This window comes from Bradyrhizobium sp. HKCCYLS1011 (assembly GCF_051167795.1).
Lineage (GTDB): Bacteria > Pseudomonadota > Alphaproteobacteria > Rhizobiales > Xanthobacteraceae > Bradyrhizobium.
Genome location: NZ_JBNPTT010000005.1, coordinates 288,869 through 314,623, shown reverse-complemented (window position 1 = coordinate 314,623; position 25,755 = coordinate 288,869). Strand labels below are relative to the sequence as shown.

Sequence of the window (25,755 nt, the reverse complement as noted above, 5' to 3'; positions counted from 1 at the left end):
GAGCGCGATCCGCATCATCGTTCGATCCCTAACCCACTTTGATCTTGCGAACAGTGACCTTGCCGCCCTCAGCCAGATTGACAGCCGGATTGAGCACGACCTGGTCGCCTGGCTGTAGGCCGTCGCGCACTTCCACCGTGGTGCCATAGTCCCGAGCGATCGAGACCTGCTGCAAATGAACCGTGCCGTTCCGCACGACCGCGACATGAAGGCCATTCTGATCGAAGACGAGGGCATCGGACGGGATCGTCATCGATGGCGTCCTGCGCGGGATCGATAGTTCGACCGTGCAATAGATGCCCGGACTGAGCAAACCATCGGGATTGGGCACGTCGATCTCGGTCAGCAGTGTCCGGCTCCCTGGCTGCAGCGCGGTCGCGATCCGCGTGACCTTGCCGGCAAACATCCGCCCCGGAATCTCGGGGACGCGAATGTCTGCATCGACGCCCGGGCCGACGCCGAATGCCTCGTCCTGCGGCACGAACACCTGGGTTCGGATCACGTTGGAATGCATCAGCGTGAACATGAAGGTCGACCCAGCTTGTACCAGGCTGCCATTGTCCACGTTGCGCTGCGTGACGACGCCATCGAACGGCGCGACCACACGCTGGTAGGACTTCTCCTGCTGGAGAACGCGAATCTGCGCCTCCTGCGCCGTGATGTTCGACTGCGCGACGCCCACTGCCCCCTGCTGCGCGCGCAGGGTGAGACGATCGTTATCGCCCTGCTGTGCCGTGAGCCAACCTTGCTTGACGAGATTGCTGTCGCGCGAATTGGTGACGTCGGCGAGCTCCCGGCTCGCCTGCGCCTGCTGGAGCGCGGCCTGATCCTGGGCAAGCGTCGCCTGCGCCTGTGCGATCTGCTGGTCCAGCTCGGGCGCAGTGATCTCCACGAGCAGATCGCCCTTTTTCACCCGATCGCCAATGTCGACATAGCGCTTCTCGATATAGCCGCTGGTCCGCGCGAAGATGTTGGCCGCCTCGAACGCGGTCGTCGTCGCCGGCAAGCTCACCTTGATGAGGTCGCCGCTGGACTGGACAGTCGCTACCCGAACCTCCGGAATGTCGGTTCGAGCCTGTTCCGCCACCGCGGCTACATCACTCGCGGCTTCATAAAGCCGCCAGCCACCAATGCCGAGGCCACCTGCCAGCAGCAGGAGCACGCCTCCGCCAAGGAGCGCGCCGCCGTAACGGCGTCCGGATCGTGCGCGCTTACCCGGCAGCTCAACGATCCGGAGGCTTTCAGCCCCGGGGCGGTCTCTCGCCTCGTCATCGTTCCGTACACGAACGTCGCTCATTCCGGTTGCTCCTCGAATACGCCTTGGCAAGGCTTGCCGTCGTTGCCCTTGCGCAGCATCGCGAACAGATAAGGCACGATCAGCAAGGTGGTCGGGGTTGCGAACAGCAGGCCGCCGATGACCGCCCGCGCGAGCGCGGCATTCTGCTCCTCGCCGGGCCCGCCGATCGCCATCGGAATCATGCCGACGATCATCGCCGCCGCGGTCATCAACACGGGCCGGATACGCGTCCGGCCCGCACTCAGCGCCGCCTGGAACGCGGAGTGCCCCTTCAACTGCTCGTCGCGCGCAAACGTCACGAGCAGGATGGAATTTGCGGAGGCAACACCGATCGCCATGATCGCGCCCATCAGCGATGGCACGTTCAGCGTCGTCCCGGTGACGAACAGCATCGTCACGATGCCGCAGAATGTCGCCGGCAGCGCCAAGATGACGACGAAGGGATCGCCGAAGTTCTGGTAGTTCACGACCATCAGAAGGTAGACGAGGATCGCCGCGAACAGCAGTCCGAGTCCGAGATCGCGGAACGACTGATGCATGCTCTGGATCTGCCCCAGAACCTGAATCGAATTTCCGGGCTGGAGCTGCTTCTGCAGGCTGGACGTCACCTTCTCGATGTCGGTCGCGACGCTGCCGAGATCGCGGCCCTGCACGCTCGCATAGACGTCGTAGACCGGCTGGACATTGGCCTGGTTCGAATTGGTTGGAACGGTGCCTCGCTTGAAGGTCGCGACATTGCTGAGCAGGCCGGGCACCGTCTGCCCGCTCGCGGCGAGCGAGGCTGACACCGGCGTGTTGCCTAGGGCGTTCAGCGAGTTGGCCCTGTATTCAGGCGTCTGCACCGCCAGGTAATAGGGGATGCCCGATGTCGGATCCGTCCAGAAATTCGGTGAGACCTGCGCCGACGAGCTGAGGCTGACATTGATATTGGTCGCCACCGTGCTGGCATTGAGGCCTAGTTGTGCCGCGCGCGTCCGGTCGATGTCGGCATAGAATGCGGGAGCGTCGACCTCCTGCTGCAGATGCGCATCGACGACGCCGGGGATCGCGGCGAGACTCTTCTGCAGTTCCTTGGCGACGGCCAGATTGTTGTTGCCGTAACCAACCGTACGAACATCGATCTGGGCCGGAAGACCGAAGTTGAGGATCTGCGTGACGATATCGGCCGGCTGGAAATAGAAGATATCCTCCGGGAATGCCGACGGCAGCACCTGCCGCAGCTTCCTGATGTAGTCCGCAGTCGGCTTGTGCCCTTCCTTCAGCGACACGAGGATGGTGCCGTCGTTCACCCCGATCGTCGAGCCGTCGGTGAAAGCGAGGTTGTAGGCACGCGCTGGCAGGCCGATATTGTCGACGATCAGCGCCCGATCGCGCTCCGGAATGACGTCGCGGATCTTGTCCTCGACCGCTTGGAAGATCGCCTCCGTACGCTCGATCCGCGTGCCCGCGGGCGCGCGAACATGGAGCTGGATCTGGCCGCCATCGATCACGGGATAGAAGTCCCGGCCGACATAGACGAACATGGTGGCTCCGAGCGCGAGCACCAGCACGGCAACTACGGGTATGATCACCCGATGCCGCAGCAATTCCAGCAGCAGATCGGAATAGCCATCCCGCAAGCGCCCGAACCCGCGCTCGAACGCGGAGGAGGCACGCGCGAAGATGCCCGACGGGCGATCGCTCGCACCATGACGCCGCTCGCCCTTCAGCAGCAAGCCGATGGTGATCGGCGTCAGCGTCCGCGACAGCCCGTAGGAGGCCAGCATCGCGAACACCACGGCAAGGCCAAGCGGCGTAAACAAATATTTGGCCGGGCCCTCCAGAAACACGACCGAGATGAACACGCAACTGATCGCGAGCGTCGAGACCAGCGTCGGCACCGCGATCTCGGCGGCGCCGTGCAGGGTCGCCTCCGGTAGCGGCCTCCCTTCCTCGGTCCAGAGCCGGTGCGTATTCTCGATCGTCACGGTCGAATCGTCGACGAGGATACCGACCGCAAGAGCGAGGCCGCCGAGCGTCATCGTGTTGAGGGTCTCGCCCAGGAAATACAGGACGATCAGCGAGGACAGCATCGCCAGCGGGATCGAGATCAGAACGACCAGCGTCGATCGCCAAGATCCCAGGAACACCAGGATCATTAGCGCCGTCAGGCCCGCCGCAATCGCGCCTTCGCGCAGCACGCCATCAACCGAGTGGGTGACGAAGATTGACTGGTCGAACAGCTCGTTGATCTTCAGCCCCGCCGGCGCCGATGCGCGGATCGACGCCAGGGCCGCCTTCACGCCGTTGACCACGGCGAGCGTGGATGCATTGCCGTTCTTGATGACGCTGAGCAGGACGGCGCGGTGGCCGTCCTCGCGCACGATGTTCTGCTGGACCTGGGCGCCGTCGCGGACCTGGGCGACGTCCTTCAGGAAAATCGTTGCCCCGTTCGCGAACTTGACCGGGATCATGTTGAGGTCCTGGATCGTCGCCGGCGTTGCGTTGGTACGAACGGTGTACTGGGTATCGCCGATCTTGGTCGTGCCGGTCGGCAACGTCAGATTCTGCGTGTTCACCGCGTTGACGATGTCGAGCGGCGTCAATCCGCGCGATAGCAGCTTGTTCGGATCGATGTCGACCATGATCTGGCGGTATTTGCCGCCGGCGGGCGTGGGCAGGGTCACGCCCGGAACGGGAGCCAGTTGCTGGCGCACCCGATAGATGCCGAAATCGTAGAGCTGCTGCTCGTTCAGGCTGTTCGATTCGAGGCTCAGCTGAAGCACAGGCACGCTCGAGGCATTGAACTGCACGATGATTGGCGGCTGGATGCCCGGTGGCATCAGGGCGCGGATGGCATTGGTCGCCGAGACGATCTGCGAGATTGCGAGATCGAGATTGACGTCCGGCTGGAAGTAGATCTTCTGGATCGACAGGCCGTTGAGGGTCTGCGCCTCGATATTCTTAATGCCGCTGACATTTGCGCTGATCGAATACTGGCTATAGGTGCTGACGCGCTGCTCCATCTCCGGCGTCGAGAGGCCGGTGTAGCTCCAGATGACCGTGACGACGGGGATCCGGATCTCCGGAAAAATGTCTGTCGGCATCGCGCGGATGGCGATGCCGCCGAGGAACAGGATCAGCGCCGCAAGCACATAGAATGTGTGAGGAAGCCGCAGCGCGAAGCGAACAATTCCCATGATGGTCTGCCTGAAGCAAAATGACGCGAGATCGTCGGACAGGTGAGGACGGCCTGGCCTCCGTTCAAATGAAAACGTATTCAGTCGCTGCACGCGGCGGCGCGTGGCATATCCCGCGCGGCAAGCATCACGGCCCGCTTGACCTTGGCGAAGGAGCGGATCTCGATCTGCCGGACGCGCTCGCTGGATATGGACAGCTCCCTAGCGAGCTGATCGAGCGTCACCGGGCATTCCGTCAGCCGCCTCGCTTCGAAGACACGACGGTCCCGCGCCGCAAGCCCGTCCAGCGCAACCTGCAAGGCCTTGCTGCGCTGCTCCGTCTGCTCGTGATCGGCCAGCATCGTCTCCGCGTCGAGTGCCCCATCAACCAGGAGGCTTTCCAGCTCGGTTCCGCTGTCCTCGTCCCCGACGCGCGCGTTCAGCGACATGTCACCATTGAGTCGCGCGTCCATCTCGATCACCTCGCGCGCCGTCACCTCGAGCTTCCCGGCGATCAATTCGGCGACGTCGGGCGTGAGCCCCGCCATCACGCTGCCGGTGGCTTTCCTGATCTCGCCGCGGAGCTTGAAAAACAGCTTCTTCTGCGCAGCTGTCGTCCCGATCTTGACCAGGGACCAGGACCGCAGGATGTATTCGTGAATGGTGGCCTTGATCCACCAGATCGCATAGCTGGAGAATCGCGCGCCACGGCCGGGTTCGAAGCGTGACGCAGCGATCACGAGGCCGAGATTCGCTTCCGCGATCAGATCGACCAGAGGCAGGCCGTATCCCTTGTATCCTCGCGCCAGCTTGGCGGCGAGCCGAAGATGACTGGTGACGAGCGCATCCGTGGCGCGCCGGTCCCGCGTTTCCTGCCAGCGACGTGCCAGCTGCTGCTCCTGACCCGGCTCGAGCAGGTCGAAGCGCCTGATGGTCGCGGCATAGGCGGCGAGGAACGGCGTCGACACCGATGCGGCCGGCATGGCAACAGGATCGTGCCTCACGATGTCATGGCTAGTCTGCATTGGTCACTCCTATAGTCCAGGCCAGCTGATTGATCTCGAAAGCATCGGGAGTCACTTGGCTCGTTCCATCTGGCTCGCGTCTGCGTGCAGCAACGCCCGCGACCGGTGCGTGGCGGGCTTGCCCGCCCTCCCGGTCCAGGCAAGGATCTCGATCCGCCCACCGGGGGCGGGGCCAATGACCAGCCGGAAGCCATGCAGCTTGACGATTGCGGCCACCAGGCTCAGCCCCAACCCGACGCCCGGCGTATGGCGCATCTTGTCGGAGCGGTAGAACCGCCGCAGCACCGCCTCGCGCTCCTGCTCGCTGATGCCGGGTCCGGTATCGCTCACGCGCACCAGCGCCGTGTCGTCCTCAGCTTCCAGGGTGAGCTCCACCCGTCCGCCCGACGGCGTGAACTTGATGGCATTGTCGACGAGATTGGCGACCGCCTCGAACAGCAGGTCCCGGTCACCCCACACTTTCACATTGCGCTCGGTGACGGCGCCGAGCCCGACATGCTTGTCCTCGGCGATCGGCTCGTAGACATCGCACACCTCCCGCAGGATCTCGTCGAGCGCGACGTCGCCAAAACCTGCCATGCGGCGACTGTTCTCGATCTCGGTCAGGCGCAGCAGAGCCGTGACGATCGCAAGCGACTGGTCGATGCCGCCGATGGCCTTGTCTGTAATGTCCTGGAACTCTTGCAGCGTTGCCGCATGCGTCCTCCCGCGCTCCAGCGCCAGGCGGACGCGCGTCAGCGGGGTCCTGAGATCATGAGCGATGTCGTTGCCAACGCCGGCGAGCGCATTGATCATCATCTCCATCTCGTCGAGCATGCCGTTGACGATCCTGGCCAGCCGCGCAAACGGGTCGTCCGTCCCACCCTCCGGGAGCCGCTCGCGCAGCTCACCGGCCACGATGCGCTGGACCCGTTGGTTGACCTCCTCCACGCGTCTCTGGGCACGCAAGCTCAGCCACGCACCGGCGAGCAGGCAGAGGCCGAAGGCCGGCAGCAAGCCCAGGGCCAAGGCCTGGCCGACCACGCTCGATATCTCGTGCGTCTCATCGACGTTCCGTCCCATCACCAGGACATCGCCGCCATCGAGACGCGTGCCGACCGCTCTGACGACCGGCGGATGCCCCCCCGGCTTTTTGAACAGATCGAGCCGCACGCCCTGCACCGCTCCATTTAGTCCCAGCTCGCGCGGTACCCGATCGACGTTGCCGGCAAGGCGGGTGCCGGCGGCATCGAACAGTCCCGCGTACTGCACGCCCCTCGAATCCTGCGCGAGGTGATCCGCGATGGCGCTGATGCGCCGAGCGGGCGGGAGGTCAGCGATGAAGCTGATCTGCGTGGTGATCATGCGATCGGATCGCGCGACCAGATAACCATCGAGCTGCCAGTAGATGTATGAAAACAACGCGACCACGAACAGCCCGAAGGCGGCCGCCACGGCCAGGGCCCAAAGGAATGTGCTGGAGCGGATCAACCGGATCTGGTGCATCACCCGCCCCTATTGCCGCGAGCGCAGAACGAAGCCGGAGCCTCGGACGTTGTGGATCAACGGCGTCTCTCCGGGACCATCCACCTTGTGCCGAAGCCGACCCATATGCACGTCGACCAGGTTCGTCGTTGCGGGAACGAATTTGTAGTTCCAGACCTCCTCGAGCAGCATCGCGCGCGTCAACAGCTGATCGTTCCGGCGCATCATGTATTCGAGCAGACGGAGTTCGCGCGGCAGCAGATCGAGCCTGCGCTCGCCGCGTCGCGCAGTACGCTCGATCAGGTCGAGCTCGAGCGGCCCAGCATGCAAGATGGTTTCACGGCTATCGATCGGCCGGCGCAGCAACGCCTCGATGCGCGCGACCAGTTCGACGAGCGCGAATGGTTTTGTGAGATAGTCGTCTCCACCCATGCGTAACCCACGCACCCGGTCATCCACGGCGCCGAGCGCACTCAACACCAGCACGGGCGTCCTGACGTGATCCTTACGTAGCGCCTCGATGACAGTCAGCCCATCCATCCCCGGCAGCATGCGATCGACTATCATGGCATCGGGGCTTGAGGCACGCGCCCGGCCGAGACCGTCGACACCGTCGCCGGCCCACTGCACCTCGAAGCCGCGATCAGCGAGCTCGGCGACGATCGCCTCGGCGGTCTCGGTGTCGTCCTCGATCAGGAGAATCCGGTTCATGATTATCGTCCCACGTTCCCCGCCGAGCCTTGGCGCGCGGTGCGGAAGCGCGGGCTCGGCGGCGCGCGGTGTCATGCTCGACGCCCGCCCGTTTCGAAGGTGCGGCGTTGATGCCGCCTGCTGCCGGCCACCCGCTGCACTACGAGGTAGTGCCGCGGCGGCCAGGGCGCCATTAAATTGCAGTTCATGATGTCGGTTGCGCGCCTCGCGAGCAGCGCCAACATAAGGGCGATCTGTCCTGCCAACGTCGCGATCATCTTCCAGGCTCCGCTGCGTACTGCGCTGGATCATATGACGTCGACGGGCGTGCTGTAGTTTCAGGGGCCACGGACGTTATGCATTCGCACGATCACGGTTCGCAGCGCATCGGGTCACGGGCCGTTGAACTGCGGTGAGCAAATCGTGCGTTTGAATCGCGACCGATCGTTCACACCTCGATGGCCAGCCGGCTTGGTTCGGCCTGATGTCATGGAGAGAGCGAATGACCACGTCCAGACTGTGTCGATGGGATTGATCGCAGCCACCATGTTTGACGGTCCTGTCATGGCGCGCGAGCACCTTCCGCGCAAATTCGCCAGCTCGAGCCTGACGCCCTTGAGCTGGCGGCGGACCAGATTGTCGCGGCATGTGATGGGGATGTACGGGCCGCCGTCTGCGCGCTGATCGTCGCCAAAGGTCTGCTCGAAGCGGAGCTGAGCGTAACTACTAAGTCGCCCTATCCTTCGTGATGAGCGAGGCCCTGCGGCTCGCGACGGCGCTGAGTGCCGAAGCGCCGGCTCAGCTATCATCCGCGCTGAACGCCTCGCGAGAACAGAATGCAATATTGGCGCGGTCGCCTTCAGCCGAACCGGCGATCCTGACTTGGTCTCCACCACCCCATTGCGGCCGGAAGCCAACAGGGTCTCTTTACTCTCGTCTAGATGCTGCGATAGCGTTCGATAGAGGGAAGATCGGGCACTATTCCGAGCCCGGGGTCCTCGCCCAATGTAACGGTACCCTCCCTCACGTTGATGATCGAGCCGCAAAACAAATCGCGCAACGGGTTGTCGTTGGCATCGACTTCCAGCCAGCCATCACCTCCGATACCGGCGAGAAGATGCGCGGACGCAAGCAGGCCGAGACCTCCGCCAAGATAGTGCGGGCAAAACGTCTTGCCCGCCTCCAGGATGTCGCGAGCCAGCCCGGCGCAGAGGCTGAGGCCGCCCCATTTCGCAATATCAGGCTGAACCACCCCAAGCACGCTTTCGGACAGAACCTCCTTGAAGGCTTCGATGCTTGAAATGTTTTCGCCAGCAGCAATCGGCATCTTCGCTATGGCGCGCAGACTGCGCCATTCCTCGCGCTGCCGATCGGCGCGGATCGGCTCCTCCAACCAGCGCAGATCGAATTCGGCAAGCCGCGGCAGCATCTGAAGCGCCTGCGCCATCGACCAGCCCTGATTGGCATCGGCGGCGAGCATGCCGTCGCCGACAAGTCCGCGCAGCGCGGCCAGATTGGCGAGGTCGGTATCGGCGCCGAAGCCGACTTTGAGCTTCAGCGCGCGATGGCCCCGCTCGAGCGCGGCTTCGGCCGTCTGCGCCGCGCCGCCCGGATTGATGCCGCTGGCATAGACCTTGATCCTGCGCGACTGCCCGCCGAGAAGCCGCCACAATGGCAGGCGCTGCCGGCGCGCCGAGAGATCCCACAGTGCCAGATCGATGCCCGAAATCGCCTGTGCGAACGGACCGGGCTCGCCGCATTGAAGCGCGAGCACTTCGGTGCCTTTGGAAAGAGCCTCAAAAGCCTGAGCGGGCGCGTCGAACCTGCGCCCGACGAGACCGGGTGCAAGGACCTCATTGACGAGCCGAGCGCGATGCTCCGCGCCCGATGCCGGAAAGTTGGACCAGGCTTCGCCCCACCCCTCAACACCGTCCTCGTCGACCGCGCGGACGAAGACGGCCGGACGGTTGAGCATTTTGCCGAACGACGTCACCACCGGCGTCGCCAGGGGATAGCGATAGCAGAATGCCTCGATCGAGCGGATGGTAAAGCTGTCAGTCATGTTGCAGATCCTGCGAGACCACGCGGAGCCGCCATAATCTCAATAGGCGCGCGCGAAGTCACCTTCCTGTTTGATATCGGTGAACACCGGATAGCGCGCCTTCCAGGGCGTGCCCTTGGCCGTGGTCAACTCGCTGAGCCGTTGGAGCACGTTGAGGCCATCCTTGCGCAGGCTCGCCGACACCGCCGCGCGGTCCGGGAAATTCTTCAGGACAGCATCGAGCCAGATCGTGCGGCCCGCCAGGAAGCCGCTCGCACCCGCGGCATAGGAGTAGTCGAGCACGCGTTCGAACTTTTCGGGCATAGCGCCACCCGACAGCAACACCCAGGGAATGCTCCGCTCGCGGCAGATGTCGCCGATCGCATCGAACTCCTTCTGCGCAGCCTTTTCTTCCGCGCTGCCATCACGGGCCGGCAGGCCGTTGGCCGCAAGCGGGCTCTCCAGCTTGAGAAGATCGACGCGGTATTCGGGCTTGGCAAACTCGCGCACGCTGTCGATGACGAGACCCGAAAGCTTGCCCGGCGATTCCACGTAATCGGCGGTGTGATTGGCGCTGCCGAGAAACGGATAGACCAGAAGTTCGAGCACATAGGGAATGTCGTGGCGGGCGCAGTCCTCGCCGATCTCGCGCACGAACTTCTTCTGGTGCTCGTTCACCGCGGCATCGGCGTCCGGCCGGTACCAGGCCAGGACCTTGACGGCGTCGCCGCCCATGGCGCGGATCTTCTCCACGCTCCAATTGGTGATCGCGCGCGACTTGCGGCCGCCCGCGGTTTCCTCGACGCGATGCTCCTCCAGCGTCATGATCAGTCCGCAGCGCGGCGGCAGCAGGTCGATCGCCGCAGGCACAGCGAAGTTCGGGTCGAACAGCATCGAGCTGCAATGCGGGGCAAGGTTCTCGACGAGGAGGCGCTTGGCCGCCGTGACGTCGGAATATTCGACCTGCTCCCGCGTGATGCCTCTTGCCTTGGCGATGGCATCGAACAGTGGGGGCCGCTGATCTAGCGCGACCATGCGAAAGTGGCCATCCGCGTCAGCAAGCCGTGCCAGGCCGCGGTTCTTTCCAATCGTTCTCATGGCTTCGTCCTCATGAATACAAGACACTCGTTGATGGTGGGGATTCCGTTGCGGCCGCCGGGGTGGCGGCATTTCATGGCAGCCGTGGCCGCCGAAAACGCCATGGCGGCGCGCACGTTGAGACCAGCGCCGATAGCCAGAGCATAGGCCCCGTGGAAGACGTCGCCTGCGCCCGTGGTATCGACGACGTCGACGGCATAGGCTGCCTGCCTGTGCAGGTGGCCACTCTCGTGCCAGCTCACGCCATCCTCGCCGCGCGTCACGGCGACGACGCGGCAGCCGAAACGCGCCAGCGCTGCGAGGGACTCGTCCTTCGCAGATCCGGCAAAGGCCGTGAGCGCGGGCTCGGAGAAGATGGCGTGGTCGGTCAGCGGCAGCAGCCGCTCGAACACGTCGGGATCCGCCACGTCGCCGTCGAGCACGGTCGGAATGCCGCGCGAGCGCGCTTCCCGGAACAGCGTCGCGGCGCCCTCGACCCAGCGCGGGTCGGCCAGCACGGAGGAGGCGTGCGCGACGGCGTCGAGTGGAAGCCAGTCCGCGGCTTCCGGGAAAAGCCCGCGGAAATTGACGATCTGCCGCTCGCCGGAACTGTCGACGATGACGCCTGAAACGGAGGAGCGCCCTTCCGGAAACAGCCGAAAGTTTTCGACGTCGACACCTTCAGCGGCGAAGGCCGATTTCATCTCCTGACCCGCGGCGTCATTCCCTGCCCGCCCCCAGAACGCGACGGACGCGCCGAGCTTTGCCACCGCAACGCCCGCATTGGCGGCCATGCCGCCGCCGAGCGTGCCGTACTCGACGGCCTTGATCTTCTCGCTTCCGCCCGCGAACGGCCGGTCGACGCGCCAGACCTGGTCAAGCGCCGACAGCCCGAGACAGATCACGTGCACGGGCTTGGCTTTGGACGCGACGTCCGCCAGCGCCGAGAGATTGCCGATGTTGACCGACGCGCTCACCGCAAAACCTGTCCGTTGGCGGCGTCGAACAAATGCGTCTTGCCCGGCTGCGGACGGAGGCTGAGCCGATCGCCGACCTTCGGCCGCAGCGACGGGTCGACCCGCGCGATGGCGGAGACGTTGGCGAGATCGAAGTGGATCAGCGTATCCGAGCCCAGCGGCTCGACCAGCTTGACGTTGATGGCGATGCCATCGGCGTCGGTCGCGACGGCGAAATGCTCAGGGCGAATGCCGAGCACGGCATTGCCGGGCTGACGCAGGCGGCCTGCGGTCTCGCCATCCAGCGGCACCGCTGTCGCACCCTGTGAAAGGATCGCACGCTCGTCGCGCCACTCGACCGGGAAGAAGTTCATGGCGGGCGAACCAATGAAGCCGGCGACGAACTGGTTGGCGGGACGTTCGTAGACCGTCTCCGGCGTGTCGTATTGCAGGACGGTACCGCCCTGGAGCACCACGATCCGGTCGGCCATGGTCATGGCCTCGATCTGGTCGTGAGTCACGAAGACCATGGTGGTCTTCAGCTCCTGTGACAGCGCCTTGATCTCGGCGCGCACCTGCCCACGCAGCTTTGCGTCGAGGTTGGACAGCGGCTCGTCGAACAGGAACGCCTTGGGATTGCGCACGATCGCGCGGCCCATGGCGACGCGCTGCCGCTGGCCACCGGACAGCTCCTTCGGCTTGCGGTCCAGATAAGGCTCGATGTGCAGGAGCGCTGCGGCGCGCTTCACCCGAGCGTCAATCTCCGCCTTCGGCGTGCCCCGCAGTTCCAGCGCAAACGACATGTTGTCGTAGACGCGCATGTGCGGATAGAGCGCGTAGTCCTGGAATACCATCGCAATGTCGCGCTGCGCGGCCCGGACGCCATTGACCCGCTTATCGCCGATATAGAGGTCTCCGGACGAAATCGGCTCGAGGCCGGCAATGATCCGCAGCAAGGTCGACTTGCCGCAGCCGGACGGGCCGACGAAGACGACGAACTCGTGGTCAGCGATCTCCAGATTGAGATCGGGGATCACGGTGAAATTACCGTAGCGTTTGACCAGATTGCGGATCGAGATCGAGGCCATGATCGCTCAGTCCAACGCCAGCACAGGCTTGATCAGTTCGCCCTTGGCGAAGCGGGCGAAGTTTTCGGGCAGAGTCTGTAAGCCGAACTCGCCGTCGACGAGGACGCGGTATTCGTCCTTGTACTTGCGCAGCAGCTCGACGTTTGGCTCGAAATCCGAGACCGGGAAGTAGAAGGTCCGGATCATGTAGAAATCCTTGCGGCGGAAGACCTTGCCTTCCTCGATGGTCCAGGGCGCGGCGTTCTCGCCGACCAGCACCAGCGCGCCGCGTGGCAGTACGAGCTCGATGCCGAGATTGCGCGCCGCATGCGCCCCCGAGCATTCCATGATCAGCTCAAAACGCCTGGAGGTGTCGCCGACGGGGTGGGCCTTTGCGCCGAACGATCGCGCGATCTTCAATCGCACTGCATTGGGATCGGCGACGTAGACATCCTCATAGCCGAGCGCGCGGAGCGCCAGCACGACCCCAAGGCCGACGGGCCCCGCGCCCATCACGAGAACTGGCCCGGCTTCGTTCGCTGGCACCACGCGACTGACGAAGCGCACGGCGTGACCTGATGTCCCGATGGTGTCGAGCAAAAGTGGCGCGAGGCTGTCCTCGATATCATCGGGCACCGGCAGCAGGCAGTTTTCCGGCACCGGCACATATTCGGCATAGCCGCCCGGCCTGTTCCAGCCGATCAGGCTGGAGACTTCCAGGCACATCTGGGTGTCGCCGCGCTTGCAGGCCGCGCAGTGGCCGCAGTGCAAGGGAATGTAGACGGCGCAGCGCCGGCCATGCAGGCGGTGACCGGGCCGCTCGACCACGCCAAAGATCTCGTGGCCGGCCGTGAACTCGGCGCCCTTGTGCCACAGCTTGAAATCAGAGCCGCACAGAGCGGTGCGCGAGACGCGCACCAGCACCTCGCCAGTGCCGACGTCCGGCATCGCCACACGTTCAATGGTGATGCGGTCGTTGCCGTGAAAGACCGCGGCCTGCATGACCGAATTTGGACGGGCGGGCACGTTCATCAGATACCTAGCCTTTCACCGCACCGAGCGTCAGTCCGGACACCAGCCAGCGCTGAACCAGAGCGGCCAGCACCAGCGGCGGCAATGCGATCAGCGTCGCAGCTGCCATGAGAGCGCCCCATTGCGTCGAGCCTTCGCCGATGAAGTTGAAGGCTGCCGCGATCAACGTCTTGGTGTCGCCATTGGAGAGCACCAGCGCAAACAGGAAGTAGTTCCACGAAAACACGAAGGCGAGGATCGCCGAAACCGCAATGCCTGATGCCACCAGCGGCATCGCAATGCGCCAGAGGATGCGCGTGACGCTGCATCCGTCGACCTGCGCCGCCTCGAAAACACTGCGCGGAATGGCATCGAAGGACGGCAACAGAACCCAGATCACGATCGGCAGCGTAATGACGGCGTGGCTGAGGATCAGCGCAGTGTAAGAGCCGATCATGCCGATTTGCCGGAACATCACATACCACGGCAGCAGGAACAGCGTGCCGGGTGCCATGCGCGCGGCGAGGGTCAGGATCGCCGGCCACGAGATGCGGGTCCAGGAGACGGCGAAAGCGGCAGGAATTCCGAACAGTAACCCGAGCGCGGTCGAACCGACGGTGACGACAAGGCTGTTAAGCGCGTAGCTGAGGAACGGCGTGGTCCTGGTCAGCTCGACATAGTTTTCGAGCGTCGGCGAAAAGATCAGCGTCGGCGGATAGGCCGTGACCTCGAAGGATGGCTTGAACGAGGACAGCACCATCCAGGTCGTCGGCGCCATGATCAGCACGCCAGCGAGTACGAGCTGCAATGTGTTGAGCCAGCGGATCCAGCGGTCGGTGTTGGCGGCATCGTTCATGACGTCACCACGCCACGGCGCCGCGCAGGCGGTTGAAGGCAAGCACGGCGCCGAACACGATCGCCGTCAGCGTCAGCATCAGGGCGCTGGCATAGCCGATGTTGAAGAACTCGAAGCCGACCCGGAAGCCGTAGATGTTGAGCGTGTTCGACGCATTGCCTGGGCCGCCCTGGGTGGTGATATAGATGATGTCGAAGAAGCGCAGGAGATCGACGCTGCGCAGGATCGCCGCAGTCACGATGGTCGGCAGCAGAAGCGGCAGCGTGATACGCTGGAACGTCTTGAACGGCGATGCGCCGTCGATCTGTGCAGCCTCGTAGACGCTCGGCGGCAGCGACTGCAATCCGCCCAGCACGATCAGCGCAACGTAAGGCGTCCACTGCCAGCTGTCGATCAGCGCGACGGTCGGAATGACCAGGGACGGCGAGGCCAGCCAGTCCGACGGTGGTAGGCCGAACGATTGCAGGATATAGTTGGCAGCGCCAAGCGACGGATCGAGGATCACCAGCCACATCATGCCGGCCACCACCGGCGGCATCATGAAGGGCGAGATGAACAGCGAGCGCACGATGCCCGGCAGTCGCCTGGCGTGGAACAGCACCAACGCGAGCCAGATGCCGAAGACGAGCTGGAGCGTCAGCGACAGCACGAACAGCGCGATCGTGATCCACAGCCCGTGCCAGAACTCGACGTCCGAGACCAGCTTCGAATAATTGGCGAGGCCCGCAAAGGACTGCTTGCCGGTCGAGGAAAAGGTCTGGAAGCCGAGCCAGATCGTGTAGACGACCGGAAACGCGATCATCGCGACCGTGAAGATCACGGCCGGCGCCGAAAGCACCGCCATTTCCAGCTTCTGCCGGTCCTGCGCGAGTGTCGCAGCCGTGTCAGACATGAATTCGTGTCCTCGATCGAATGAGATTCCGGCCGCTGCGAAGCCAGCCGTCATCGGGCGGCTAGTTCAGCGCGATCAGCGCGTCGAGCGCCTTGTCGGCATCCGCGCAGGCCTGGTCGATCGGCTTCTGCTTCAGGATCAAATCCTGCACCGCCTGGCCGATGAACTCGCGCGATTGCGGATTGGCGACGATGGGATAGCCGACTTCGGATGAGCCCTTGGTGGCGAGCACGTCGAGCGCGGCCTGCCATTCCTTGCGGACCGGCTCTTCGTCGATCCACTTGCGGTATTCGGGGTCATTGGCGACCGAGGGACGCGGCGGGGCAATGCCCTGGAGCGCCATCTTCTTCTGCACCTCGGGGCTTGTCGCCCATTGCACGAAATACCAGGCCGCATCCGGCTGCTTGCTGTGCGAGGACACCGCCATGCCCCAGCCGATCGTGGTCGGCACCTGGCCGGCATCGCCCGCGGGGAACGGCAACAGACCAGTGTCCTTCAAGCGCGCGCCGCCTTCCATCACCGTGCGCAATTCGTTCGAGGATTCGAACGCCATCGCAGCTCGGCCGCCGCGATAGAGCGCGGAAATCTGCTGAAAACTGTAGTTGACGACGCCGGGCGGACCGAAGTCACGCAGCAGTCGGCTATAAGTATCGAGCGCTTCTTTGCCCTTGGTCGAGCAAAGGTTCGATTTGCCATTCGCGATATAACTGCCGCCGATGTTGTGCAGCATGTTGCTGAAGGTGTAGGCGACCGCGGGCTTGAGGCCGCGCGAGACGAACGGCGTCAGCGTGCTGTCGCAGGTCTTGATCTTCTCGGCGGCCGCCTCGACCTCCTTGATGGTCTTCGGTGCCTCGAGACCACATTTCTTGAAGATGTCGGTGCGGTAATAGAAGATTGGACCTTCGATGTTCATTGGCATGCTGGTCAGCTTGCCGCCGAAGGTGGCCGCCTTCAGCAAGGCCTGGCTTAGTCCGTTCGGGTCATAGTCCTTGGCCACCTCGTTTTTGGCCATCGCGGTGAGATCGCTGTACCAGCCAGCGACGGCAAACTGCTCGCCCTCGCGCGAGGGCAGCGTCATGAACACGTCGACCTCGTCGCTGTTCGCATTCATAACCGTGACCAGACGCTGGCGCATCTGCTGTTCCTGATAACCGTCGACCTTCAGGGTCATGCCGGTCAGCTTCTCGAAATCGGCCTTGTAGGTCAGCAGCGCCTGCGAGACAGGATTGTTGTTGGCAAGAAAGGTGACGGTCTTGCCCTTGAACTTCATCCAGTCGAAATCGGCTGCGCGCGACGGCGCAGTCATCGCGGCAATCGCGAAAACGGGCAACGCGACGTGCGTCGCGAGCATCCTGGCCTTCATCGAACTCTCCTCCCGGCTGGCCGTCTTAAGCTGACGGACCATTTTGAACAGGTTTAAACCCTTTGAAAACGGTTACAAAATAGACCTCACATTGGTGGAGTCAAGCGATGGACAAGGCGCATAATCTGCGCCAGATTTGCGATATTCTCGCTACTTTGCGGTTCGCACTGCACCATGTAACGTTACATTCATGAGACTGACCAACGCCAAATCTGCGAAACAGGGCATCCGCGCCGTGGCGGCCCGGGCCGGCGTTTCGACCGCGTCGGTCTCGCGCGCCCTCAACAATCCCGATGCGGTGAGCCCCTCCTTACGTGCGCGCATCGACCAGGCCATCGACGCGCTCGGCTACATCCCGCACGCACCGGCGCGCATCCTGTCGTCACGGCGTTCGCGCACCCTCGGCGCGATCGTGCCGACGATCGACAACACGATGTTCGCGCGCGGCATCGCCTCGCTGCAGCAGTATCTGTCCTCGGTCGGATACATGCTGTTCCTCACCACGAGCGGTTATGATCTCGACGTCGAATTGCAGCAGGCGCGCAATCTGGTCAGCCGCGGTGTCGACGGCCTCGTGTTGCGCGGCGATTGCCACCATGACGGACTGCGAAAGCTGCTCGCGGACAATTCGGTGCCGTTCATCAATGTCGGCATCTACCAGCCTGACCGGCCCTACCCTTGCGTCGGCACCGACAACGAAGCCGCCGCCCATCGCGCGGCCGCGCACGTCATCGAGCTCGGCCATCGCCGCATCGGGATCGTCTCTGCGCTCCAGCGCAACAACGACCGCGCCAGCGCTCGCGTCGCGGGATTTCGCCGCGCCTTGGCGGAAAGCGGTATCGAGCTTCCCCCGCAATGGCATGTCGAGGTGCCCTATGCGCTGGACGACGCGCGTGAGGCGGCGCGCTATCTCCTCAACCTCAAGGACCGCCCGACGGCCGTGGTGTGCGGCAACGACGTCATCGCCTATGGCGTGCTGCTCGAGGCGGAGCGCGACGGCTTCTCCGTGCCCCGCGACCTTTCCGTCGTCGGTTTCGACGATCTCGACTGGAGCCGGCATTTGCGGCCCAGCCTGACCACGATCCATGTGCCGACCGGAGAAACCTGGCAGCGCGCCGGCGAGTATCTGGTGCGCAGCCTGGCTGGCGAGCAGACCATCATGCATCGCGAGATCGACTTCTCGCTGGTGGTTCGCGAGTCGACGGCCCCGCCTCCGAAATCCCTGAAGTGAGATCCTTCCCATGAGTTCGAATTTTTCTCTCGCGCCCGGCTTTCATGCCGTGGTGATAGGCGGCGCCGGCGACATCGGCGCTGCGATCAGCAACCAGTTTTGCGATCTCGGCGCGACGGTCACTGCAACCGGCGCCAACGAAGCCGATCTTGCCCGCACGCTGCTCAAGCCGCGCGCGGGCCTCACGCTGGTGACGCTCGATGTCACCGACGATGCGGCCGTGACGTCCTTCGCCAGGACTCACAAGCGCGTCGACGCGCTGGTCAACTGTGCCGGCATTCTCGCGCGCGACAAGGAATTCGAGATCGAGACATTCGTGAAGGTGATCGACGTCAATCTGACCGGGACATTCCGCACCTGCATGGCGTTCCACGCACTGCTCGCGGAGGCCAAAGGTTCGATCGTCAACATCGCCTCGATGAATGCGACCTTGGCGCTGCCGCGCATTCCGGCCTATTGCGCCAGCAAGGGCGGCGTCGTGATGCTGACCAAGGCGCTAGCCTTGAAATGGGCCGAGGAAGGCATCCGCGTCAACGCGGTTGCGCCCGGCTATATCGAGACCGCGATCAACGCCGCCGGCCGCACCGACCTGGCGCATTATCAGCGTATCGCCGACCGCACCGCCTTCAAGCGCTGGGGACAGCCGGAGGATATTGCCGGCGCGGTCGCCTTCCTTTGCATGCCGGCCTCGCAATATGCGACCGGCACCGTCGTTGCCGTGGATGGCGGATTTCTCGCCGGATGAGAACGCGATGTTCTTGACGAGGATGATGACCCGACAATCGGCCTGAAATCGGCTAAGGCGCGAGCAAGCCGGGAGAGCGGCGGCTGGATCCCATGGACCGATCAGGACTTGGTGGCCTATCGGGATCGCCGGCCACTCGGCACCGAGGCGCGCATCAAGCTCGATATTCTCACCCACGCGATGCTGCGCGTCGGCGGCGCCTCCCAGTTCGGACCGTCGCACCTGATGAAGATAATCAAGCAGATGGCGTTCCAGATCGCCACTGAGAAGAGTCAGGGCCGCACCGTCGTGTCGGTGCCGATCCATCCTGACTTCGCCGTGAGTCTGCGGGCAGCGCGCGCTGCCGGGGTCATTGGCGAGCAGGTGTTCGTCGGCGGACCCGGAACGGAGCAGTAATACCGATCAGTAATTTCCGGAAGACATCGGTATCGGCGACATTGTCCCAACCGTCTTTGGCGGATTCCGTCCGGTTGTGTGGACAGGACGCATTGGACGGACCCGACGCGATTTGAGCAAACCTTGGCCGAAGGAAGCACGTCCTGTCCGAATCGCGCGCTCCGCGCTCGCCCCCAACATTCCGTGCACCGACCTTTTCGTAAGCCAGGGTCATGCCCTGCTTATCGATGGTGTACTGATCCCTGCCGGAAGCTTGATCAGCTACACCACGATCTCGCTCTGCCCGGCCGATCAGCATGACGAACTGGAATTCTATCACATCGAGTTGGAGAGCCAAGATGTGATCTATGCCGAGGGCGCGCCATGCGAGGCCCTGCTTCACGTCGATAAAGCGATAAGCGGTTTGCCCAGCTATTCTCGCAGGCGCGGGAGACAGGCGGACCGATGCGCGCCCATCATTTGCAACGGCCTGCGCACCGAATTTGTGACCCAGATCAGGAGCTGTCGTCATCACAGAGCGTGCGGAAACTCGAACTCATCCGCGCGAGGTTGGATGCTCGGGCTTCCACCCTTGCCGAGCCATGGCCGTTGGAAACGGAAATAGTATAGCCGCCGGGCACCCACGACGCGAAGCCATCCGCGACATAGCAACAAGCGATCTGGCGCATCGCGATTCTCCTCCGAATTCGCCCAGGACAGCGCAATGTGTCTGCGAGGGGTCACTCGCTGCTCATCGATGTCGGTATGGAGGACGGGCGATCAAAGTGGCGGTGTCGATTGGCAGCGGATCGGATTTCGACACTCCTGCCCGATCCGGCTCCCTCTCAACCTGCTCCAACTATTGCGTAAGCAAACTGCGTAAGGACGCACTGCATCAATCGAGATTAGAGCGATAACGGCTCGGGGACACGCCGGTGAACCGGTGAAAAGCCGCAGTAAAGGTACTCGTCTCGCCAAAGCCGACCTTGAGCGCAATCGCCGTGACGGACAGTTCGCGATTGCTCAACAGCTGCTTCGCTCGTTCGATCCGACGCACGGCGTGGTATTTGTGAGGTGGCATACCGAAAGACCGCTTGAACGACCGGCAGAAGTGATACGGGCTAAGCCGCGCCAGTTCTGACAAGGTCGCTAGCGGGATGTCGTCACCCATATGCTCCTCGATGTAGTCGGCCACGCGCCTTTGCTGCCAGGTCGCCAAGCCGCCTCGAGCGGCTTGCCCGCAACGTCGGGAATCGCTGTTCATGCGGATGATCTCGTGCGTCAATAAAATTCCAAGCGCTTCGACATATTGCCGATGCATCGATCCCGGATTTTCGACCGGTGACTTGAGCTTCAAAGCGATTTCCCAGAGGTCGCGATCATAAAAGAACAGACGCGGCTTGAATTCGATCTCGCTAAAGCGCAGTGCGGGGTCGGCAAGCGGTCCGGTCGGATCAAGGTAAAAATACATGGTCCGCGAAAGCACACGCGGCTTCTGCGATCCGCGAAAAACGTGACCGGCGGGAACAAAGGTCAGCTTGCGCGTAAAATCCCGCAAAGTCGACCGGGGTAGCCCCTCAAGAACAGTCTCACCGTCGTCGCGCTCGGCAAGCTCCGCCGCAATAAGCAGATGGCAGGCCGCTTGGAATCGATATTCGAACGGCTCATGCCGCGTGATCTCGACGGTTTCCACAGCTATGCCCGACCAAGCGGAAGACCTACGCTCCACGATCTCCGGCGGCGAGATGTCCACGATCGATGTGGTTTCGAGACTTCGGCGCGAGTGTCCCCCTCGACGATATTCGCCAATCGGAGATGCAGAAGCAGGCAAAAGACGAGGAGATTGCTTCAAGGTCGTTTCGACGGAACTGGCCATTGTTCGATCCCGTGCGCTGTTTACGATGGGCGCTCCACGCCTCGGACATTCCTCCTTTCGAGCCGGCGACCTTGACCGCGCCGCAGCCTCCCGACATATGCCGGTCCGCGACAGCGACAAGAAGATGCTCTAGCAACTCTCACTGAGTTGAAGTTCATTTCTCGAGATTGCGGAATGTTGACTGCCGCCGCCTGGACCCGCTCACCGCGCGACGCTAATAGGCGAATGAGACTCATTTGGCAGCCATTTGAGCGGCCCTGCCCCGCCGTGCACCCTCGGCCAGCCAACCAAAGCCCGTGTGAAGGATGGCCGCGATGATGGCGCCGACGATTGGGGCTGCCATGTACAGCCACGCATCGTCGAACTTGCCGGTCGCAACCATCGGGCCAAGCGCCCGCGCCGGGTTAAACGCTGCACCGGTAAGAGCGCCGCCCATGAGAATGTTGAACGTCAGCGTCATTCCGATCGCAAGCGGCGCGAGATTGCCGGCGCGACCTGCGACGGCTGTGCTGAGTACAACCGTAACCAGGAAGAACGCGAGCACAGCCTCGATAGTGAAGCCGGCAACGGGCGTAATCGTGAGGGGCATGCCATGGAGAGTGAGGTTGTGCGCGAGCGCTGGCGTGCCGAGGCCGGTGGCGACGCCGCCGAGCAAGATGCGCAACACGAGCGCACCAACGATACCTCCAGCGAGCTGGCTCACGACATAGCCAATCGCGTCGATTGGTTCCATTGCGCCAGTGGTGAGCACGCCCACAGTAACGGCCGGGTTCATATGCGCACCTGACACCGGGCCGTATGCAAAGGCGAAGGCCATGATGGCGAAGCCATGGGCCAGGGCAATCGCTGCGATACCTGGCAGACCGACACTATCGCCAATCACTGCTGCGGTGCCGGCGCCGATGAACACGAATGCAAACGTGCCGATAAACTCAGCCAAGAGCTTTGCGTTGATCGGGTTGGACATCGTTCTCTCCAAAATGAGATTGATGGTTTGGCGCTCGCGGTCGCGCCAGTGGACGCTGATTGGGAGACACCCGGTGGAAGGCGAGACCACCCACCGGCTATCGAAGCCTGCCTACTCGGCAGCCTGCGCCGGAGGCAGATCCTTCGCCGACATACCCATGCGGGTCGCGACCCCGATGCCGTACGCGGGATCGGCGCGGTAGAAATGCGCCACCTGCCGTTTGACGATCTCCATAGGCACGCCATCCATCGCCGCCTTGATGTTCTCGAACAGTTGCTCCTTTTGCGCGGGCGACATCAGGCGGAATAGATCGCCGGCCTGGCGGTAATCGTCGTTGCTGTCGCGATGGTTGTAGCGGTCCGCATTGCCGTTGATCTTCAGGGACGGCTCCTTGACATCAGGGTCCTGCGCCGGTCCACCGAACGAGTTCGGCTCATAATAGGCGTCAGGGTTGGCGTTGCCCGCAAGCCGCATCGCGCCGTCGGCATGATAGGTGTTCACCGGGCAGCGCGGCTTGTTGACCGAAAGCTGCTCGGCATTGACACCCACACGGTAGCGATGCGCGTCGGCGTAGGAGAAGATGCGCGCCTGCAGCATCTTGTCGGGCGAGTGGCCGACACCCGGCACGACATTGGCCGGCGTCAGCGCAGCCTGCTCGACCTCCGCAAAATAGTTCTCGGGATTCCGGTTCAATTCGAGAATTCCGACCTCGATCAGGGGATAGTCCTCGTGAGGCCAGACCTTGGTCAGGTCGAACGGATTGTACCAGTGCCTGCCGACATCGCTTTCCGGCATGACCTGGATCAAGAACTTCCACTTTGGAAATTCACGGCGCTCGATCGCGTCATAGAGATCGCGCTGATGCGTTTCGCGGTCCTGGGCGATTCTTTCGGCGGCTTCCGCGTTGGTCCAGTTCTTGATGGCCTGCATTGTCTTGAAGTGGAACTTCACCCAGTGCCGCTCGCCCTGCGCATTGATGAAGGAATAGGTATGCGAGCCGAAACCATCGACATTCCGGAAGCTCTGCGGAAGGCCTCGGTCAGACATCAGGATGGTGACCTGGTGCAGGCTCTCCGGCGACAACGACCAAAAGTCCCACATCGCAGTCGGCGAGCGCAAATTGGTGCGCGGATGGCGCTTCTGCGTATGAATGAAGTCCGGAAACTTCAAGGGATCGCGAACGAAGAACACGGGCGTGTTGTTACCGACGATGTCCCAATTGCCTTCCTCTGTGTAGAAGCGCAGCGCAAAGCCGCGCACATCCCGCTCGGCATCCGCCGCACCGCGCTCGCCGGCAACCGTGGAGAAGCGCAGGAACGCTTCCGTTTTCTTGCCGATCTTGGACAAGGCCGCCGCGCGAGTGTATTTCGTCACGTCATTGGTCACGGTGAGTGCGCCGTAGGCGGCAGATCCTTTGGCATGCACGGTGCGCTCGGGGATTCGCTCGCGATTCTGGTGCGCGAGTTTCTCCAAAAGGTGGAAGTCCTGCATCAGGACCGGACCGAATGGCCCGGCGGTCAGCGAATTCTGGTTATCGGCGACCGGCGCGCCGCTGTCCGTGGTGAGTGTAGGACGTTTGGACATGAAGTCATCCCTGTGTACGAGTGTTAATCGAGCACCACGACGGCCGCCCAAGGCGGTTTTCGATTCGTGCCGCCGCATGCGCCGGGCAATCCGTTCAAAAAAACCGGACGCTGTCGGAATTGTATGCATTCACTTCGCAATAACTTTGGATCGATTGCGCGAGTTGGGCCGCTTTGCTGCAAATTGCGGAAAGCGACGCTTCCTGAGTTTTTCCGGCTAGACTAAGGTTCGTCCCCCTACGGTGAGCACGCTCAGGCCTTGCTCGGCAAAATTGCCACCGATGATCCATGTCAGAAAAGACTTCGACAAAGTCGCCCCACGACTGGCATTGGACAGAATGACGGAGCTACGAGATCCTCAGCCCAGCGACGTGTGAAGACCAGCGGCCGTCATGGCGACCCTGCGCAGTCGTGGGCGGTTGTGCGGCGACCGCCATGTCACCGTGCTGCCATCATTGACCGAGCGGCAGCGAGACCAAACCTAGACGCCAGAGCACCGTCGAAATTTCACCGCGAGCCGGATCGCACCTATCTTCGACTGATAGAGGTAACCAGGCGCGCTGATGCGCCCTATCCACTATCGATGTTGCGTTGGCGAGAATCCATCCGTTAGTGTCTGCAGGAAGGCAACCAGGGCATCTTCCTCCTGGTCCGACAAACCCAAATTTCCAACTTTGCTCGTGTTCATGTTCTCGCTCGTTTCCGGCGCCGGCCAGCAGCCTGTCCCCTCGCGCGGATCGTGTGGCGTGCAGTGCGGCAGCACATCGCGGGTGTTGTAGAAGTGCACGATCTCCTTGAGGCTCTTGAAATAGCCGTTGTGACCGTATGATTTCACAAAATCGGGGCTCGGCCGCTTGTCGACATTGCGTAACGTCGGCACCTGGAAACGGCCGCGACTTGGCGGCGCCAGCGGTTGCCAGCGCGCATCCAGGGCGGACGGCTGGCTGAGCGGATGCCCGTTGGCGAGGAAGCCGCCGACGCCCATGTCCACAAAGGACGCGCCGCCTTTGTTGGCGACGTAGCCGTGCGCGTCTGGTTCGTCTTCGGCATAGTAGGGCAGATCGGGATTGGCGGGCGTTCCGATATTGCTGGCGGTGAAATCGGTAAAGAGCGGATCTTCGCCGGGGCCGCCATCGCGATGGCAGTCGTTGCACTTCGCCCTGCCGCGAAACAGCGCATAGCCTTGCTGCTCCTGCGGGGTGAACTGCGCCTTGCCGGCCAGCACCACGTCGTATTTCGAGGAGAAAGCTGTCACCTCATGCGAGGCTTCATAGCCGGCGATCGACTGCGCCATCTGGTCGAAGGTGGCGGCCGCGCGGCCCCGGTCGGCCGCGCTGAGGTGAACCGGCGCCGGGTCGTCGGCCCGCGGCGGCCCGGGCTGGTTGCACACGTTCTCAGTGCCGGCCGGCCAATCGATTGCAAAGGCTTGCGCACCCCACACGCTTTCGAACAACGCGCGGTAGGGCCGCTGTGTCGCGCGATACACCGCACAGGCAATATCCGGCAAGGCCATCTCGGTTGGATCGACTGGTGGTCCCTCGGCCTGTTCGGCCGCAGGATTGCCAAGCCGGCGTCCGGTGGCCCGCATGTCCCAGAAATTACCGCCGACCAGATCCCCTTGCCCCTCATTGTAGTGAAGCACGGGAGCGAGCGGCGCATAAGCATGGGTCTGCGGCGTGCGTTCGCTGAACCGCGTGCGCACCGATCCGGGATAGGCACCGGTGGTCTTGTTGATTTCAGAGATCGGGCCGGTGAATCCGCTCTCCGGCATATGGCAAAAGGCACACGCCTCGTTGCGGTTCACCGACAGGTCCTTGTCAAACAGCAACAGCTTGCCGAGTAGCTCGATCCGCTGCACCTGGTTGTCCGGCAGCGTCGCAAGTCGCTTCATGCTTTCGGCCTCGATCCGATCGATCTCGGCCTCCACGCGGGCAATCTCGCCTAGCGCGGTTGGTGACAAGGGCGAGTCGTTCTCGCGCGCCGACAGCACGGCAATCGCCGAGAACCCGGCGACCACGGAGCCGACAAGCAACGACAACGACACGCCGACAAGCCCTGGATTCGCCAATTTCATCTCTTGC

At 63.1% G+C, this 25,755-nt stretch carries 22 protein-coding genes and 1 pseudogene; 4 read left to right on the top strand and 19 right to left on the bottom strand.

Going from position 1 to position 25,755, the window contains the following annotated elements; all coding sequences use genetic code 11:
• Nucleotides 1-28 precede the first annotated feature (28 nt).
• From ACQR1W_RS18515 to ACQR1W_RS18450, 14 genes are all read right to left on the bottom strand, one after another.
• Entirely contained in the window at nt 29-1,297 is a 1,269-nt protein-coding gene (locus ACQR1W_RS18515; RefSeq protein ID WP_434852133.1) for an efflux RND transporter periplasmic adaptor subunit, read from the bottom strand.
• Nucleotides 1,294-4,476: an efflux RND transporter permease subunit gene (locus ACQR1W_RS18510; RefSeq protein WP_434852132.1), complete on the bottom strand. Its 3,183-nt coding sequence runs from the start codon at nt 4,474-4,476 to the stop codon at nt 1,294-1,296. Before ACQR1W_RS18510 ends, ACQR1W_RS18515 begins: the two co-directional genes overlap by 4 nt.
• A gap of 80 nt (nt 4,477-4,556) precedes the next feature.
• A complete protein-coding gene (gene rpoH / locus ACQR1W_RS18505; protein ID WP_434852131.1) occupies nt 4,557-5,480 on the bottom strand; it encodes an RNA polymerase sigma factor RpoH in 924 nt (307 codons plus the stop codon).
• A 51-nt stretch (nt 5,481-5,531) separates the two neighbouring features.
• Complete coding sequence (locus ACQR1W_RS18500; RefSeq protein ID WP_434852130.1) at nt 5,532-6,965, bottom strand: ATP-binding protein; 1,434 nt, start codon at nt 6,963-6,965, stop codon at nt 5,532-5,534.
• A 9-nt stretch (nt 6,966-6,974) separates the two neighbouring features.
• On the bottom strand, nt 6,975-7,655 hold the full coding sequence (locus ACQR1W_RS18495) for a response regulator transcription factor (protein WP_434852129.1): 681 nt from the start codon (nt 7,653-7,655) through the stop codon (nt 6,975-6,977).
• A 71-nt stretch (nt 7,656-7,726) separates the two neighbouring features.
• Nucleotides 7,727-7,912, bottom strand: coding sequence for a hypothetical protein (locus tag ACQR1W_RS18490; protein WP_434852128.1), 186 nt, complete (start codon nt 7,910-7,912; stop codon nt 7,727-7,729).
• 659 nt (nt 7,913-8,571) lie between these two features.
• Nucleotides 8,572-9,696: a mandelate racemase/muconate lactonizing enzyme family protein gene (locus ACQR1W_RS18485; protein WP_434852127.1), complete on the bottom strand. Its 1,125-nt coding sequence runs from the start codon at nt 9,694-9,696 to the stop codon at nt 8,572-8,574.
• Nucleotides 9,697-9,735: 39 nt separating this feature from the next.
• On the bottom strand, nt 9,736-10,773 hold the full coding sequence (locus tag ACQR1W_RS18480; RefSeq protein ID WP_434852126.1) for a tagatose 1,6-diphosphate aldolase: 1,038 nt from the start codon (nt 10,771-10,773) through the stop codon (nt 9,736-9,738).
• Nucleotides 10,770-11,729, bottom strand: coding sequence for a sugar kinase (locus tag ACQR1W_RS18475; protein WP_434852125.1), 960 nt, complete (start codon nt 11,727-11,729; stop codon nt 10,770-10,772). Before ACQR1W_RS18475 ends, ACQR1W_RS18480 begins: the two co-directional genes overlap by 4 nt.
• Nucleotides 11,726-12,796 carry an ABC transporter ATP-binding protein gene (locus ACQR1W_RS18470; protein ID WP_434852124.1) on the bottom strand — a complete coding sequence of 357 codons (1,071 nt, stop codon included), beginning with the start codon at nt 12,794-12,796 and terminating at the stop codon, nt 11,726-11,728. Before ACQR1W_RS18470 ends, ACQR1W_RS18475 begins: the two co-directional genes overlap by 4 nt.
• A gap of 6 nt (nt 12,797-12,802) precedes the next feature.
• Nucleotides 12,803-13,807: a zinc-dependent alcohol dehydrogenase family protein gene (locus tag ACQR1W_RS18465; RefSeq protein ID WP_434852123.1), complete on the bottom strand. Its 1,005-nt coding sequence runs from the start codon at nt 13,805-13,807 to the stop codon at nt 12,803-12,805.
• Between the two features lie 7 nt (nt 13,808-13,814).
• Nucleotides 13,815-14,642 (bottom strand): carbohydrate ABC transporter permease, encoded by an 828-nt coding sequence (locus ACQR1W_RS18460; protein WP_434852122.1) that lies wholly within the window; start codon nt 14,640-14,642, stop codon nt 13,815-13,817.
• A gap of 4 nt (nt 14,643-14,646) precedes the next feature.
• Nucleotides 14,647-15,534, bottom strand: coding sequence for a carbohydrate ABC transporter permease (locus tag ACQR1W_RS18455; protein ID WP_434852121.1), 888 nt, complete (start codon nt 15,532-15,534; stop codon nt 14,647-14,649).
• Nucleotides 15,535-15,595: 61 nt separating this feature from the next.
• Nucleotides 15,596-16,897 (bottom strand): ABC transporter substrate-binding protein, encoded by a 1,302-nt coding sequence (locus ACQR1W_RS18450; protein WP_434852120.1) that lies wholly within the window; start codon nt 16,895-16,897, stop codon nt 15,596-15,598.
• Nucleotides 16,898-17,087: 190 nt separating this feature from the next.
• Between ACQR1W_RS18450 and ACQR1W_RS18445 the strand changes: the two genes are divergently transcribed.
• The 4 genes and pseudogenes from ACQR1W_RS18445 to ACQR1W_RS18430 form a co-directional block, all read left to right on the top strand.
• Nucleotides 17,088-18,128, top strand: coding sequence for a LacI family DNA-binding transcriptional regulator (locus ACQR1W_RS18445; RefSeq protein WP_434852119.1), 1,041 nt, complete (start codon nt 17,088-17,090; stop codon nt 18,126-18,128).
• Nucleotides 18,129-18,138: 10 nt separating this feature from the next.
• On the top strand, nt 18,139-18,873 hold the full coding sequence (locus ACQR1W_RS18440) for an SDR family NAD(P)-dependent oxidoreductase (RefSeq protein ID WP_434852118.1): 735 nt from the start codon (nt 18,139-18,141) through the stop codon (nt 18,871-18,873).
• 111 nt (nt 18,874-18,984) lie between these two features.
• Nucleotides 18,985-19,269, top strand: coding sequence for a hypothetical protein (locus ACQR1W_RS18435; RefSeq protein ID WP_434852117.1), 285 nt, complete (start codon nt 18,985-18,987; stop codon nt 19,267-19,269).
• A 76-nt stretch (nt 19,270-19,345) separates the two neighbouring features.
• Nucleotides 19,346-19,591: pseudogene (locus ACQR1W_RS18430) on the top strand (Hint domain-containing protein); the annotation flags it as partial.
• A 172-nt stretch (nt 19,592-19,763) separates the two neighbouring features.
• On the opposite strand, the gene ACQR1W_RS18425 reads toward ACQR1W_RS18430, so the two are convergent.
• The 5 genes from ACQR1W_RS18425 to ACQR1W_RS18405 form a co-directional block, all read right to left on the bottom strand.
• Nucleotides 19,764-19,937, bottom strand: a complete 174-nt coding sequence (locus ACQR1W_RS18425) for a hypothetical protein (RefSeq protein WP_434852505.1) — start codon at nt 19,935-19,937, stop codon at nt 19,764-19,766.
• 206 nt (nt 19,938-20,143) lie between these two features.
• Nucleotides 20,144-21,124 carry a helix-turn-helix domain-containing protein gene (locus tag ACQR1W_RS18420; protein ID WP_434852116.1) on the bottom strand — a complete coding sequence of 327 codons (981 nt, stop codon included), beginning with the start codon at nt 21,122-21,124 and terminating at the stop codon, nt 20,144-20,146.
• Nucleotides 21,125-21,356: 232 nt separating this feature from the next.
• Nucleotides 21,357-22,091, bottom strand: coding sequence for an MIP/aquaporin family protein (locus tag ACQR1W_RS18415; RefSeq protein ID WP_434852115.1), 735 nt, complete (start codon nt 22,089-22,091; stop codon nt 21,357-21,359).
• A 111-nt stretch (nt 22,092-22,202) separates the two neighbouring features.
• Nucleotides 22,203-23,675, bottom strand: a complete 1,473-nt coding sequence (locus tag ACQR1W_RS18410) for a catalase (RefSeq protein WP_434852114.1) — start codon at nt 23,673-23,675, stop codon at nt 22,203-22,205.
• A gap of 576 nt (nt 23,676-24,251) precedes the next feature.
• Entirely contained in the window at nt 24,252-25,748 is a 1,497-nt protein-coding gene (locus ACQR1W_RS18405; RefSeq protein ID WP_434852113.1) for a cytochrome-c peroxidase, read from the bottom strand.
• Nucleotides 25,749-25,755: the final 7 nt, after the last annotated feature.

Bases quoted from the DNA above. Each gene is read 5' to 3' on its own strand.
- ACQR1W_RS18470 (WP_434852124.1), bottom strand. From the start codon at position 12,796: ATGGCCTCGATCTCGATCCGCAATCTGGTCAAACGCTACGGTAATTTC.
- ACQR1W_RS18405 (WP_434852113.1), bottom strand. From the start codon at position 25,748: ATGAAATTGGCGAATCCAGGGCTTGTCGGCGTGTCGTTGTCGTTGCTT.
- ACQR1W_RS18510 (WP_434852132.1), bottom strand. From the start codon at position 4,476: ATGGGAATTGTTCGCTTCGCGCTGCGGCTTCCTCACACATTCTATGTG.
- ACQR1W_RS18495 (WP_434852129.1), bottom strand. From the start codon at position 7,655: ATGAACCGGATTCTCCTGATCGAGGACGACACCGAGACCGCCGAGGCG.
- ACQR1W_RS18500 (WP_434852130.1), bottom strand. From the start codon at position 6,965: ATGCACCAGATCCGGTTGATCCGCTCCAGCACATTCCTTTGGGCCCTG.
- ACQR1W_RS18515 (WP_434852133.1), bottom strand. From the start codon at position 1,297: ATGAGCGACGTTCGTGTACGGAACGATGACGAGGCGAGAGACCGCCCC.
- ACQR1W_RS18465 (WP_434852123.1), bottom strand. From the start codon at position 13,807: ATGAACGTGCCCGCCCGTCCAAATTCGGTCATGCAGGCCGCGGTCTTT.
- ACQR1W_RS18455 (WP_434852121.1), bottom strand. From the start codon at position 15,534: ATGTCTGACACGGCTGCGACACTCGCGCAGGACCGGCAGAAGCTGGAA.
- ACQR1W_RS18480 (WP_434852126.1), bottom strand. From the start codon at position 10,773: ATGAGAACGATTGGAAAGAACCGCGGCCTGGCACGGCTTGCTGACGCG.
- ACQR1W_RS18415 (WP_434852115.1), bottom strand. From the start codon at position 22,091: ATGTCCAACCCGATCAACGCAAAGCTCTTGGCTGAGTTTATCGGCACG.
- ACQR1W_RS18410 (WP_434852114.1), bottom strand. From the start codon at position 23,675: ATGTCCAAACGTCCTACACTCACCACGGACAGCGGCGCGCCGGTCGCC.
- ACQR1W_RS18460 (WP_434852122.1), bottom strand. From the start codon at position 14,642: ATGAACGATGCCGCCAACACCGACCGCTGGATCCGCTGGCTCAACACA.
- rpoH (WP_434852131.1), bottom strand. From the start codon at position 5,480: ATGCAGACTAGCCATGACATCGTGAGGCACGATCCTGTTGCCATGCCG.
- ACQR1W_RS18420 (WP_434852116.1), bottom strand. From the start codon at position 21,124: ATGGCCAGTTCCGTCGAAACGACCTTGAAGCAATCTCCTCGTCTTTTG.
- ACQR1W_RS18490 (WP_434852128.1), bottom strand. From the start codon at position 7,912: ATGATCGCGACGTTGGCAGGACAGATCGCCCTTATGTTGGCGCTGCTC.
- ACQR1W_RS18445 (WP_434852119.1), top strand. From the start codon at position 17,088: ATGAGACTGACCAACGCCAAATCTGCGAAACAGGGCATCCGCGCCGTG.
- ACQR1W_RS18450 (WP_434852120.1), bottom strand. From the start codon at position 16,897: ATGAAGGCCAGGATGCTCGCGACGCACGTCGCGTTGCCCGTTTTCGCG.
- ACQR1W_RS18440 (WP_434852118.1), top strand. From the start codon at position 18,139: ATGAGTTCGAATTTTTCTCTCGCGCCCGGCTTTCATGCCGTGGTGATA.
- ACQR1W_RS18425 (WP_434852505.1), bottom strand. From the start codon at position 19,937: ATGCGCCAGATCGCTTGTTGCTATGTCGCGGATGGCTTCGCGTCGTGG.
- ACQR1W_RS18485 (WP_434852127.1), bottom strand. From the start codon at position 9,696: ATGACTGACAGCTTTACCATCCGCTCGATCGAGGCATTCTGCTATCGC.